The sequence below is a fragment of the Treponema sp. genome (assembly GCF_051883275.1).
In the GTDB taxonomy this organism is placed as follows: Bacteria; Spirochaetota; Spirochaetia; order Treponematales; family Treponemataceae; genus Treponema_D.
The window spans coordinates 119,221-132,510 of sequence record NZ_JBJETK010000013.1 but is presented as its reverse complement, the minus strand read 5'-3'; the positions used below and the strand labels follow the sequence as shown (position 1 = coordinate 132,510).

The window sequence follows — 13,290 nt, the reverse complement described above, 5'->3', positions numbered from 1 at the left end:
GCATTTCTTCCATTCAAACTAAAATACGGACATTATTATGGACATTTTAGAAAGGTTTACCCGGCAGGCAGCTGAAAAAATGCGCCAGGACATACAGGAAGCTGAAGGGAACGAAGTTTTCTGGGCAGGAAAACTCGACAGCAAGGGGCTTGTATCCTGCGTGGAAGTAGGCTCCCGGGGAAACAGGGATTCCGTTGTGCTGAATTCCGATGCGGCGGACGGGGCTTCTGTGCTGATTCATAATCATCCGAGCGGAATTCTTTCTCCGAGCGACGCTGACCAGAAAATCGCAATGGACGCTTCTGATGCTGCCTGTGGATTTTATATCGTTGACAATGAAGTTTCGCGCGTCTACGTTGTGCTTGAGCCGGTTCGTCCGCGCCAGAATGAGCCTCTTGACCTTGACGAAACTGTTTTCTACCTTTCAGGCGAAGGGCCGTTCGCCAAATCTTCCGAAAATTACGAGGAGCGTCCATCTCAAATTTCTCTTTCCAGGGAAATTGCCCGCTCGTTCAACGAAGATAAAATCGGAGTTTTTGAAGCTGGAACAGGAGTTGGAAAGAGTTTTTCCTACCTTATTCCTGCCATGCTGTGGTCTGTAAAAAACAAGGAATGTGTTGTTGTTTCAACAGGAACAATAAGCCTTCAGCATCAGCTTTTTGAAAAGGACATTCCGTTTGCGCAGAAATTAATAGGAAAAAAAATAAAGGCTGTACTTCTGAAAGGTCGGCAGAACTATATCTGCCGGCGGCGTCTTTCTGAAATCGAAAATGACCGAAGCCTTTTCGACGAGGAAATAGAAGCTCTTGACAAAATAAGCGCATGGTCAAAAAAAAGCTCCACAGGAAGCAAAAGCGATCTTACGTTCGTTCCGCCTGAATCTCTGTGGATAAAAGTAAACAGCGAAAGCGATGCCTGCATGGGCGGAAGATGTCCGTTCAGGGAAGAATGTTTTGTTATGAAAACCAGGGCTGAGGCGGCGGATGCGAATATCATTGTTGTGAACCATCATCTTCTGTTCGCGGACATAGAAAGCCGCATGGATGGTGCGGGGTACAACAACAGCGCCGTGCTTCCTCCCTACAAGCGCATTGTCTTTGACGAAGCCCACGGCATAGAAGACAGCGCGACAAGTTTTTTCAGCGAGATAATAACACGCTTCAAGGTTCTAAAGCAGGTTGGTCTTTTGTTCAGGGTTTTCAGAGGTTCCGCGGCGGGATTCCTTGTTCAGGCTGCTACGGTTTCTTCGGCCGATGACTGCATGGAGCGCGCGCCTGCGCTTGTTGACGCAATAAAGGAATCGCTTACTGCTCTTGACCAGGCGGCATTGCTTGAGCTTTCCGAGGATTCAGCTGCGCGGATCTGCGATTCGACTTCAGAGGCGTTCAGCAGAACTTTTAATGCGCTGTCACAGCTCAGGATTTCTCTTTTGTCATTCAATAATTTTGTGAGGGAAATCCTTGAAAAGATAGATGAAAAGGACAGCGATTTTCCTGCCGTCTGGGAAACAAAAGCCGTTCTTCACCGCCTTGAATCCATGGCCGTGCTGTGTGAAAATTTTGAGCGCTGGGATAGAATGCAGGATACCGTTTTCTGGCTTCAAAAAGTCAGGCTTCCCCCGAAAATTCCGGGAGAGGACTTTACAGTGTTCATTCAGTTCATCCAGACACCGCTGGATATTGCGCCGCTCATGTCATCTGGAGTTTTTGAGCCGATGAAGACTGTTGTCTGCACAAGCGCAACTTTGCGTATTGACAGCAACTTCAATTTCTGGACGCGCCGTGTTGGAATTTTATTTTTAGAGCCTGAGCGTGTACTACAGGGCGCTTTTGACTCTCCGTTTCCATACGGCGATTCTGTTTTGTTTGCAGTGCCAAATGACGCTCCGTTTCCGGCTTCCCCTTATTTTCAAGGCTATGTTGAAAATGCTGTTTCAAAACTTATTCTTGCTTCACACGGAAGAACGCTTGTTCTTTTTACATCCTATGACAGCCTGAAATTCACTTTCAATGCCTGCCGCCATATTCTGGCTGAAAATGGAATAACTGCATTTGTCCAGAATGAAGAAGACAGGTTCAAGCTTCTTGACAAATTCAAGAAAGACACTGGCAGCGTTCTGTTCGCAACCGACAGTTTCTGGGAAGGCGTTGATGTTCCCGGAAAAAGTCTGAGCCAAGTCATAATCGTAAAGCTTCCGTTCGCAGTGCCAAACGACCCTGTTTTTTCAGCAAGAAGCGAATCGCTTGAAAAGAAAGGAGGAAATCCATTTATGCAGCTCAGTCTTCCCCAGGCAGTTATAAAATTCAGGCAGGGATTTGGGCGGCTTGTAAGAAGGGCTGATGACAGGGGAGCTGTTGTTGTCCTTGACCGCCGCATTGTGGAAAAAAAATACGGCCAAATTTTCACACGGAGCGTGCCGATGACAAAACGGCTCTACTCATCATTGGACAACATTCTGTGCGCTGTGGAAAAAGCAGTTGAAGAAAACCCGGAAAACTGAAAGTTCCCGGGCCAGTTTACAAATGCATTTTCCATGCAGAAGTGAATAAATCGAATTTTCAGATTACTTGCGCTTTCCGAAGAGCTTAAGAAGATAAAGGAAAATATTTATAAAGTCAAGGTAAAGCTCAAGCGCACCTATGACAGCAATTTTTTTGTAAGCATCTGAACTGTCTGCTTTTCTGGCTGCGGCCATTATTTTCTGCGAATCATAAGCTGTAAGACCTGTAAACACCACAACAGCAACGATAGAAATAAGCCAGTCAAGCATTGAGCTTCCGGCTCCGAAAAGATACAGCAGCCCGTTTACAAGAGAAGCAATCAGTATTCCCATCAGAGCCATTGTAAGATAGCGGCCTGCGCTTGTAAGATCAGATTTTGTGCGCGCGCCATACAGAGCCATTGCAAAAAACAGCAGTGAAGATGAAACAAAGCAGATTGCAATAGAATTCAATTCATATACAAAGAAAATTGTAGAAAAAGTCAGTCCGTTCAGGGCGGAATAAACAACAAACATAATGCTTGCGGTTCCTACAGAAATTTTCCGTATTGAAGATGTAAGCCCGAACACAAGGACAAGCTCTGCTATGCACAGGATAAAAATTCCCATTCCGCTTGTTTTTACAAGAAAAGAAAGAATCAGACCGCTGGATGCTCCAAAAAATGCAACAGCCGCGCTCACAAGAAGAGCAAGTCCCATCCACAGATAAGTTCTTGTCAGGAATTTTTTTGCATCTGTCGCTGTGGGAGCAAAAATAACATTCTGGCTTTCCATAAAATAATCCTCCAAAAAAAATCGCTAAAATGCTGGCTGCTCTTGGACAAATTCAGCATTTTCATAGAATATACTATAAAAAATATAAAACTGCAAACATATTTCAGGCCGTGGGAAAGACACCGCAAAACCCTTTTCTTTTATAAAATTCCTTATTATAATAAAAAGCTATGAGAAGTTTCTTTTCAGCCGGATATTTTTTTTGCCTGTTTCAGGGGAAGCTAAAAAAAATCCCCTGGTGCTTTATTCTGTTTTACAGCGTTTTTCTAGCCTCGTGCGCAGTTTCGGTAGATGAGCACACGGAAAATGCTGAAACACTAAAAAGAGCTGCACAGGAATTTGAAAGCGAAGCCTTGTGGTCAGGCGCGGCGGAAGAAAGTTCCTCGGATTCCACGGAGAAAAAATCAAATTCTGAGCCAGCGGAATTTTCTCCTGCTTCGGCGGCACTTGCATGCCTTTCTGATGTGCCTGTTTTTCCGAGCCTGAAAAATTCATTCAGCCTTGATGTTTCTGAAATGGACAGGAGCGCGCTGGAAACTTTGAATTCATTTTTTTCAGCCTTTGAGTCCGGGGGAGATTTTGAGATTTTTTTTGAAAAGGAAAGTCTTTATTCCCTGGGAATTTTCCTGCACGATTTATCAGTGATTCAGGCTTCAGCTTTGAATCATATCGCAGGAAAGCCTTTTTTTTCAGACGGAATCTATCAGTGCCCGGTTCGCATTTTTCTTGGAAAGAACACCGGCGGCTTTGACAGCATAGATGTGTATGCCTGCATGAATAAACAGAGCCAGAAATGGACTGTTTTTCAGCTACAGATTTTCAGCTGGAATAAAAAAGAAGACAGCAGTTTTGGAGGAGAAGATGACTGAAAACAAGGAGCTTACAAAAATAGAAAGGGAGCTTGTGCTACAGTATCTTATTGATGACAATGTTCCTCTGACAGTCACTCTGGAGCAGAAGCCCGAAAAGTCCGATGTGGAGATGGTCGGAGAAAAAATTCCCGAGCCTGAAAAAGAAAAGCGGGTTCCTGCAAGCGCGGTTTTTCCCGTTGCGATTCCCTCGGAGCAGATAAAGGTTTTGAATCAGGGCGTGATACTTCTGAAAAATCCAGCGAGGACTGTTCTGCCGTTTCTTGGAAAGCGCGTGAAAGTTCAGTTTTATTTTAACCATCTGGGGCTTTATTTTATCACAGAGATGAAGGAATGTTCACAGGGGCTTGCTATTGTGATTCCCCAATGCATAAGGCGAATTCCTGAGATAGCATCAAAGACCGATTATGATTTCAGCGGAAAAATTTCATACAAAGCGGCAAACTGCGTTGTTTCTTTTGACTGCCTTCCTGAAAACGGCTACAGAATTTTTTCCGCGCCAAAGTGGTCTGATCTTCCTGAAGACTGCCAGCGCGAGGCAAAAATGCTTCTTGAAAAATTCGTGCAGGAAGTAAAAGAAGGCCGGACAGGCTCTATCGGAAACGGAGTGCAGCTTCTGAGCATTGTGCGCTATCTTACCGACAAGCCGGATTCTGTGCAGGAGCCGGTGGAGGGCAGGGTAAAGCCGTTCTATATAATTTTTGCAGATGACAAGAGAATTGTTCTTGCAGGCGAAGAAGGCTCCGAAATGCTTGACCCGGAGCAGACATACAACCTTTCGCTTTATTTTTCTCTTGCGGGAAACAAGCTTTTAAAAAGAACTATCCAGACGAAATGTTCCATTGAAAATATCTATGAGCCTGAAATCCGCAGCGGAAGAAAATGCGTTTCGCTCCGCTACGAAAATTTAAAGGAAGAGGATGTGCGCTTTTTGTACGAAAGGATTACAGGAAAACTACTTGAAGAGGAGGTTGAATCAACAACCCCGCAAGCATAGGCACGTTGGTTCTTAGTGTCATTTTCCCTTTAAAAAGCCGAATGGATTTTTCTTGTTTTTGAATTTCGTCTTGTTGCCCAAAAGAATTCCAATGGAATTAAGAAATCCTATGTTTTCGCAGATTATCTTTAAAATCACAAGAATCGGAACTGCAAGAATCATTCCTATAAAGCCCCACAGCCAGCCCCAAAGCGAAAGGGTCACCAGAATAATAAACGGCGAAATTCCAAGGTCTGAACCTTCCCAACGCGGCTCTATTATGTTTCCAAGAATAAAATTAACTGCAAGAACCGCAATTCCCACATAAAGAATTTTTCCAAGCGAAGGATAAAACTGAAGAACCGCAAATCCAGTTGTGAGCGCCCACGAAAGAATAGAGCCGAATGTCGGTATAAAATTCAAAAGGAATGCGAGGAAGCCCCAGATGATTGCAAAGTCAAGCCCTATAGCAAAGCAGAAAATAAACACCAGAAGCCCCGTGAAAAAGGAAACAAGGAATTTTATGGAAATATAGCGCGTAACTTCTGCGATTGTTTTTGTTATCATGAACATTATTTTCCTGCTTAGATGCTCCTCCGGGAATGCGGTCTTTACTTTTTCCTTCATTCCGCGGATTTCAATAAGGAAAAACACAATGAACAGCGCTATTACAAAAATGACCTTCAGTGTATAGAGCATGTAGTTGCTCGCTGTAAAAGCCAGATTCTGTAAAAAAGTCCGCACGCCCAGGGAGTTCCACAGATTTACAATCAGAGAAGAATTTTCATCAAACGGAATATGAAACGCCTCCGCAATCATGCTGTAAACAGTGGAAAATCTCGCCTCGTACTTTGGATATGCATTCAAGATAGTTCTACAGCTTGTGACAATAAGATTTCCTATCGCGAAAAAAATCGCGGCGGCAAGAATTACAATTATGATTATTCCCACAGACCATGGTATGTGGAATTTTGTGAGATTCTTTACAAAGGGATAAAAAACAAAGGAAAGCAGCAGCGCAATCGTAAGTGGAATGAAAAATGATGAAGTGATTTTTAGAATAACCGTCGACAAAATTATGGAGGCAAAAAGCAAAATATAAAAAATACCCTTTGAATAATTTTTTTCTTCCATAAATTTTCTTTCCTTTTTTGCACCGAAATTTCGAAAAACTGAAATTTCCAGAATAACTTTGAAAATCTATCCGGCGATATTCCGCGCTTTGCAGAAACCGCCGGACAGAAAGTCTATTTTTTTATTGTCTTGTAAACAGGGGATGAAACATCCTTTTTTGGCCCGATTTTATCAAAGCCGCAGTAGGGGACAAGAACTTCAGGTATTGACACAGAGCCGTCTTCATTCTGGTAGTTTTCAAGAAGCGCAAGCATAGCTCTTCCGACCGCAACAGCAGTTCCATTCAGCATGTGCACGTACTTGTTTTTTCCATCATCGTCATGGTATTTTACATTCAGTCTTCTGGCCTGGTAATCTGTGCAGTTTGAAGTTGAAGTCACTTCGCCGTAGTCTCCGTCTGGATGGCTTTCATCAGCGCGTCCCGGCATCCATGCTTCAAGATCCCATTTTCTGTAGGCAGGTGCTCCAAGGTCTCCTGTGCAGGTATCAACAACACGGAACGGAAGTCCAAGCCCTTCAAAAATTTCTTCTTCAATCAGACGAAGCTTTTCGTGAATCTCGTTGCTCTGCTCTGGAAGACAGTAAACAAACATTTCAACCTTGTCAAACTGATGAACTCTGTAAAGCCCCTTGCTGAACTGCCCGGCTGCTCCTGCTTCGCGCCTGAAACAATGCGAGAGTCCGCAATACATAAGCGGAAGCTTCGACTTGTCCAGTATTTCTCCGGAATGATATCCTCCGAGTGTTATTTCCGCTGTGGCAACAAGGCAGGTTCCTTCATCTTCAATAGCATAAACATTGCTCTCGTTTCCACGGGGGTTGAAGCCGATTCCCTTTAAAACTTCCTCGCGCGCAATATCCGGTGTGATAAATGTTGTAAATCCATGCTTGCGCAGAATGGAAAGAGCGTACATGATAAGAGCCTGCTCAAGGAATACAGCTTCATTCTTAAGATAGTAGAATTTTGCGCCGGAAACCTTGGTTCCACGCTCAAAGTCAATAAGGTCAAGCGACTCACCAAGCTCAACATGGCTTTTCGGCTTGAATCCGAATTTGCGCGGCGTTCCAACTTTTTTTACTTCAAGATTTTCTGTATCAAGCTTTCCAACCGGAACTTCAGGATGAGCCATGTTCGGAATCTGTCTTCCTGCCTCCTCAAGGCGGGATTCAACATCAGCGAGCTTCTCCTCCATTGCGGCGGCGGCATCCTTTATCGATTTTCCTTCCTCGATGTATTTTGCGCGGGTCTGCGGATCGAGTTTTTGTTTCATGGCGGCCGCATTTGCATTTCTCCTCTGCTGCAGAGCCTGAAGCTCCGTTGTAAGAGAAGTGCGCTCGTCAAAAAGCTTCACCACAAGGTCAGCATCCGCCTTCGCAGGATCCATGTTGCGGTCTATGATATTTTTCTTTACCGCCTCAAGATTTTCCTTTATAAATCTGTAGTCCAACATTTTATGCCTCTATATATAAAAAAATGCAAATAAAGCGCAACTTAAAAATTCCAAAGTTGCATGAAAAGCGCTGTAAGAACTTCCTTAGTTTACTGAATTTCGTAAACCACTTCAACATTGACTGAAACAGAAGTTTTTCCGCCTGAAACAGGAGTTGAATATCCCTTGGCAGTCTGAATATCAGAATACATCAGATTAGACGAAGCTTCTGACAAAAAAGCCGGGCTTTCCTTTATTGAAAGAATTTTTGCAACAGAGCATCCGCTTGTGCTTGCCAGAGTAACGGCCTTTTGCTCTGCGTTCCTCAGCGCAAGAATTCTTGCCTGCTTTTCCGCATCTGTTGTTTCTCCGGCGGAAAATGTCAGCGACCTGAACTGATTTGCACCGGCTCTCACGGCTCCGTCAATAACAGGGCCTGTTTTTTCTATTGAAGGAATAAGGATATTCAGGCTGTTTGAAACAACATACTGTCCAAGAATTGTCCTTCCGTTTGAGTAGGAACTTTCCTGCTGTATATGGAAAGACGAAGTTGTAATATTTTCCTTTCCGATTCCAAGCTCTTCAACCGCTTTCTGCACAGCCTCTGTTTTTTTTGCATTCTCTTCTGTTGCAGAAAGAATATTTGCACTCCGCGTTATGACAGAAAGTGAAATAACAGCCTTTTGATTTTCAATGTCGACTGTTCCTGTTCCCGCCACAGTGATTGTTCTGGAAGCGCATTTTTCAGGCTTTATACCGCATGAAGTGAATGCGATAAAAATCAACGGCACGGCTGCAAGTAATTTTTTCATTTTCGTTCTCCATAATTTAATAAATATTATCTTATATTAAAATAAAACTTTTTCAGATATGTTGCACGCTCGCTTGCTTTTTTCCAGTGCCGGCTCTGCGGATAGCGGCGGACAATCGATTCGTAGCTGTCAAGCGCGCTTTTTATATTTCTCTCTGCTGAAGCGGACTCAAAAATCTGCGCCTTCAAAAAAAGCGCCTCATCAATTCCAGTGCCGGCTTCTTGCATATAGGCATCAGCATAATGCAAAGCCTCTTTGTATTTTCCTTCTGAAAAACACTGCCGGGCTTTCTTTAGCATTTCCTCTGAAGAAATATTTTCCACTTCTTTTTCATTCTGCACGTCAGGAATTTCAGGCTCTTCAGTGGAAGGAATTTCTTTTTCGCGCGTTTCAGGAGCCTTTGTGATTTCCTTTGCGGCTGCCACTGCCGGCAAAATTTCCTGTGCGGAAGACTTCACATGCGGCGGAACCGCTTCAGCATAATCCGGTGCTGTAACCCTGTCATTTGAAAATCCGGTGCCCTTTATTTCAACTTCCAGATAGTCGTCAATCGGAGAGCCTGTAAGCGCGTCATTCTTGTAAAAATGAAGCACAGTCGTTCCTTCGCTGCGTGAGCGCAAACTGAATGAAGTGTTTTTCTCGCCGATTTTTCTTCCGAAATAGCGCATCAGATTTTTTCCGTCTTCCTCGCCAAGATAAATCCAGCCTTTTCCGGGATACACAATGTCAAGGTACTGGCTATTTTTTATGCTCACAGAGCGCGATGGAACAACAGGAGGCTTTTCCGGCTGCTCGGGCGCTTCCAGAGGTTTTTCATCTGCTTCTTCTTTCTGCGGCGGAATAATTTTTTCTTCTGGGGCGGAAATCTGAATTTCTGGAGCGGGAGCGATTTCTTTTTCAGGCGGCGGAAGAGGCTCTGCTTTTTTCTCAGGCTCCGCGGAAACAGAAATGCTCTGCTCTGAAGCAATTTCTTCCGGAACTGCCTGTGGCACCTCTGTGTTTTTTGCCTCTTCAATTATCTCAGATTTTTCCGTTTCTGAATTCGGCTCTGGGAGAGATTTTTCTGTTTCAGTTTCTGACGGCAGGGGAGCAGGCGGAATTTGCTCAGCCGCCGGTTCAATCGGAATTTCCCCGGTGTCCTCAATCGGCTCAATAATCTGCGGCGCTTCAACAAAAACCGGGATCGGCTCGCTTTCGTAATAGCCTTCAATATCTTCAATCGGCTCAAGCACAGGCTCGCTGCTGTTTTCCTCAGGCAATGTCAGTTCTTCTGAAGAATCCTGCTCCAGGGAATTTTCCTCTTCTTCCCGGGCAATTTCTTCGTCAGGCTGCGGCTGCTCCTGGACAGCTGGCGCGTGGGCAGTGACTGAAGCTGTGGCACATGAAAAAAATGAAAGTGAAAAAAACAATGCTGCTAAAATTACTGTCATGGGGCTGCTCCTAAAATTTCAGAGGCTGTTTTCTCATTTGCTTTTCCAAGGGCTTCAACATTTTCCTTTGATGGAACTGTGAACCACCGGCTGAATTCATCTGTGTCCCATGATGCGCCTTGCTCCCTTGAAAAATAATATTCCTCTGTGAGCGCATCTTTTTCCGGCGGAAAAAATTCCTCCACTGCTGAAAATGGAATTTCGTCAGGAAAAACAAATTCCTTTGGCTTTCCGCGCTCCTGAAAAAATCCCGAAAAGACTGCGGCAGCTGTAAGAATCAGCAGAAGAACTGAAATTCCAACTGTGATTTTTGTGTTCTCACAGAGAAAACTGTGTATATTTTCCTTTATCTCCTGAAGAGAATTCATTGCTGGCTTCCGTCTTCCTTGGCTTCAGGCTGCGAATCCTGTTTCAGTGTTCCGTCTGGATTATGCTCTCTGCGGGGAGGGCGAGGAGGAATCACAATGCCTTCTTCCGGCTGAACATCTTCCTCCACAAAATCAGACTGATCATTGAACGTGATTTTTCCATTCATGGTGTCCTCGTCAAGGCGAACCTGAAGCACTTTTGTAATTCCGGATTCTTCCATTGTAACACCAAGCATTGTCGAAGCGCCCATTACTGTTTTGCGGTTGTGCGTAATGACAATATACTGGCTCACATTTCCAAAGGCGCGCAGGGTGCTTACAAAGCTCGCAACATTTTTATCATCAAGCGCAGCGTCAATTTCGTCCAGAAGACAGAACGGGCTTGGGCGTACCTGATATGTCGCAAACAGAAGCGCAACGGCTGTCATTGTTTTTTCACCGCCTGAAAGCAGCGAAATATTAACAAGCTTTTTTCCCGGCGGCTGGGCAAGAATTTCTACACCGCTTGAAAGCACATTCGCAGGGTCAACAAGCCTGAGCTCGGCTCTTCCTCCGTTCATGAGCCTGCGGAACATATTGTGGAAATTTTTGCGTATCTTGTTATAAGTGTCAAGGAACATCTCAGAAGACTTTGTCCTGATTTCCTCGCTTACACGCACAAGATTTTCCAGGGTTTTCAGAGTGTCATTGTAGCTTGCCTGCTGCCGCTCATAGCGCTCCTTTTCTTCTGCGAACTGCTCAATCGCCATCAGGTTTGGAGTTCCCACTTCCTGAATTTTCTGCTTGACCTGGGAAAGTTTTTCCCGGAGTGCCGGAACAGAAGTGGTTATAGTGTACATTCTCTCTTCAAATTCCATGAGGTCGCGCGAAAAATTTTCCTGGAAATTCTGCTTTACATTTCTGATTTCAGTATCGTACTGGGCAATTCCCACACTGAATTTTTCAAGCTGCGCCTGGTACTTGTTCCGCTCCTCCTGCTTTTTCTGGAGCGCGCTCTGTTTTCCGCTTACCTGGCTGTTGCAGTCTGCAATCTGCCTGTCAAGCTCATTCAGCTCGGCTGTGATTTTCTGCCCCTGAGCTTCAAGTTCTGCAATCGCCTCGTCAGTTTCCTGAAGCTGCTCTTCATTTTCCTCGCGCCGCTTGGTTTCCTCAAAAAGCTCATTCTGCTGTTCCCTCAGGAGATTTTCCTCCGAAGCCAGCGTTTTTCTGAGCGTTGAAATCTGCTGCTCGCATGAAGTTATCTGCTGCGCCATTTGCGCCTGGTTTATTCTAAGCTTGGAAAGCGTTTCCTTATATTCGTCTATCTTTTTGGTGAGCGAAACATTCTTTGCGCTCAGCTCCGAAGTTTCTTGCTTTATCACTTCGATTGCGGCAAGATTTTCCTGTATGGAAGAATCGATTTCACGCTTTTTGGTGATGATTCCCTCGGGCGAAAGAAATTCGTCAATAAACTGAGGCGTTGTCTTTGCATATTCGCATACACAAGCCGAAACTTCCTCCAACATGCGGAGAATTTCTGTAAATGCCGCAACCGCATCCTGTCCCATCTGCGCGGAATCCTTTTCAGAATGAGAGGGAAGGGAAGAAAAATCCTTGAAAATATTTGCGCGGCCGTTTGTGTAAATTTTTATTTTTTCAAGCGAGGTGTCAAGATTTTCCCTTGCCTTCTTGTTTGAGCTGCTTGAATATCCAACATCTTTAAGCTTGGCGTCAAGTTCTGTTACAATATCCTCTGTTATAGAAGCCAGGCGGTTTTGAAATTCTGAACGCTGGGAGTCAAGATTATTGATTTTTCCTGCATTTGTATTTATGAGCCTGATGTTTTCCTCAATCTGGCCGGATGACTGCCGGATGCTTTCGGAAAAGCTTTCAACATTTTTGTTTATGTCCGACAGCTGCTTGTGCTTTTCATGAAGCTCTGAATTCTGGCTGTCTATTTCTTCATTGTATTCGTCAATGCGCTCTTCTATGTTTTTTATGCGGTTTTCAATCTGCCCTATTTTTTCCTTTATCTGGCTCTGATGGTCATGAAGCTGGCGAAGCATGGCTTTTTTTCCGGTCTGCTCCGCGCTGATTTTTATAACAAGCTGCTGCTTTGAGTTTACCTGCTCCTGAAGCTCCTTTACCTTGTCCGTGTTCACCTGAAGTGTATTTAAAATCTCATCGATTTCCTGCGCGGCGGCATTGCGCTTTTCCTCGGCTTCTTTTCTGTTCTGTTCATGGCGCGATTTATTCTGCGTAAAATCCTTCAGTTTTAAAAGCTGTATGTCAAGTTCGCACTCGAATTTTTCATCCTGAAGTTTTCTGTACCTGGCAGTTTTTTCAGCCTGGACTTTTAGTGTTTCGTAGTTTCTTTTTGTTTCCGCGAGTCCTATGTCAATCTGCGCAAGATTTGCCCGTGTTTTTTCAAGCTCCTTTTCGGCATCCGCAACTTCCGCCTTTGAACGGCTGATTCCAGCAGCCTCTTCAAAAAGATAACGCCTGTCTTCAGGCTTGCTCGAGAGTATCAGGTCGATTTTTCCCTGCTCCATAACGGAATATGCGGCTTTTCCAACTCCAGTGTCCATAAAAAGCTTTCGGATTGAGGAAGCTCCGACCTGGCTGGAATTTATAAAGTACTCGTTTTCTCCGTTTCGGTACAGGCGGCGCTTTATGGCAATCTCAGAATCTTCAAGGGGAAGAAGCCCGTTTTCATTTGCTATTGTCAGTGTAACCTCAGCCATTGAGAGGGCGGGGCGGGTTTCTGTTCCGGTGAAAATCACATCCTCCATCGAGTCCGCGCGCAGATTCTTTGACCTGTTTTCAGCAAGAACCCATTTTATTGCATCCACAACGTTGCTCTTTCCGCAGCCGTTGGGACCAAGCAGAGCCGTGATTCCATCAGCAAAATCTATATGAGTTCGATCAGCAAATGACTTAAAGCCGAAAATTTCAAGACTTTTTAAAAACACAGAAATTCCCTCAATTTAAAATGTCTTTGCATTATAGCAAAATCAA

Annotated in this window: 10 protein-coding genes; 3 read left to right on the top strand and 7 right to left on the bottom strand. The window is 44.4% G+C overall.

Annotated elements, in window-relative coordinates:
- The first annotated feature begins 37 nt into the window (after nucleotides 1–37).
- Nucleotides 38–2,500: a helicase C-terminal domain-containing protein gene (locus tag ACI4L0_RS01715; protein ID WP_439798441.1), complete on the top strand. Its 2,463-nt coding sequence runs from the start codon at nucleotides 38–40 to the stop codon at nucleotides 2,498–2,500.
- Between the two features lie 63 nt (nucleotides 2,501–2,563).
- On the opposite strand, the gene ACI4L0_RS01710 is transcribed toward ACI4L0_RS01715, so the two are convergent.
- Nucleotides 2,564–3,274: a Bax inhibitor-1/YccA family protein gene (locus ACI4L0_RS01710; RefSeq protein WP_439798440.1), complete on the bottom strand. Its 711-nt coding sequence runs from the start codon at nucleotides 3,272–3,274 to the stop codon at nucleotides 2,564–2,566.
- Nucleotides 3,275–3,444: 170 nt separating this feature from the next.
- Here ACI4L0_RS01710 and ACI4L0_RS01705 point away from each other — a divergent pair, with 170 nt between their 5' ends.
- The gene (locus ACI4L0_RS01705) at nucleotides 3,445–4,143 is read left to right on the top strand and encodes a hypothetical protein (protein WP_439798439.1); all 699 of its coding nucleotides are present in this window, start codon (nucleotides 3,445–3,447) and stop codon (nucleotides 4,141–4,143) included.
- The gene (locus tag ACI4L0_RS01700) at nucleotides 4,136–5,140 is read left to right on the top strand and encodes a hypothetical protein (protein WP_439798438.1); all 1,005 of its coding nucleotides are present in this window, start codon (nucleotides 4,136–4,138) and stop codon (nucleotides 5,138–5,140) included. Before ACI4L0_RS01705 ends, ACI4L0_RS01700 begins: the two co-directional genes overlap by 8 nt.
- Before the next feature lie 18 nt (nucleotides 5,141–5,158).
- Here the strand turns inward: ACI4L0_RS01700 and ACI4L0_RS01695 are convergent, their stop codons facing one another.
- The 6 genes from ACI4L0_RS01695 to ACI4L0_RS01670 form a co-directional block, all read right to left on the bottom strand.
- Nucleotides 5,159–6,253 carry an AI-2E family transporter gene (locus tag ACI4L0_RS01695; RefSeq protein ID WP_439798437.1) on the bottom strand — a complete coding sequence of 365 codons (1,095 nt, stop codon included), beginning with the start codon at nucleotides 6,251–6,253 and terminating at the stop codon, nucleotides 5,159–5,161.
- A 113-nt stretch (nucleotides 6,254–6,366) separates the two neighbouring features.
- A complete protein-coding gene (gene serS, locus ACI4L0_RS01690; protein WP_439798436.1) occupies nucleotides 6,367–7,704 on the bottom strand; it encodes a serine--tRNA ligase in 1,338 nt (445 codons plus the stop codon).
- 89 nt (nucleotides 7,705–7,793) lie between these two features.
- Nucleotides 7,794–8,495 (bottom strand): SIMPL domain-containing protein, encoded by a 702-nt coding sequence (locus ACI4L0_RS01685; protein ID WP_439798435.1) that lies wholly within the window; start codon nucleotides 8,493–8,495, stop codon nucleotides 7,794–7,796.
- 26 nt (nucleotides 8,496–8,521) lie between these two features.
- Nucleotides 8,522–9,925 (bottom strand): hypothetical protein, encoded by a 1,404-nt coding sequence (locus ACI4L0_RS01680; protein ID WP_439798434.1) that lies wholly within the window; start codon nucleotides 9,923–9,925, stop codon nucleotides 8,522–8,524.
- The gene (locus tag ACI4L0_RS01675; RefSeq protein WP_439798433.1) at nucleotides 9,922–10,293 is read right to left on the bottom strand and encodes a hypothetical protein; all 372 of its coding nucleotides are present in this window, start codon (nucleotides 10,291–10,293) and stop codon (nucleotides 9,922–9,924) included. The genes ACI4L0_RS01680 and ACI4L0_RS01675 overlap by 4 nt, the downstream gene beginning before the upstream one ends.
- Nucleotides 10,290–13,244, bottom strand: a complete 2,955-nt coding sequence (locus tag ACI4L0_RS01670) for a chromosome segregation SMC family protein (RefSeq protein ID WP_439798432.1) — start codon at nucleotides 13,242–13,244, stop codon at nucleotides 10,290–10,292. Before ACI4L0_RS01670 ends, ACI4L0_RS01675 begins: the two co-directional genes overlap by 4 nt.
- Nucleotides 13,245–13,290: the final 46 nt, after the last annotated feature.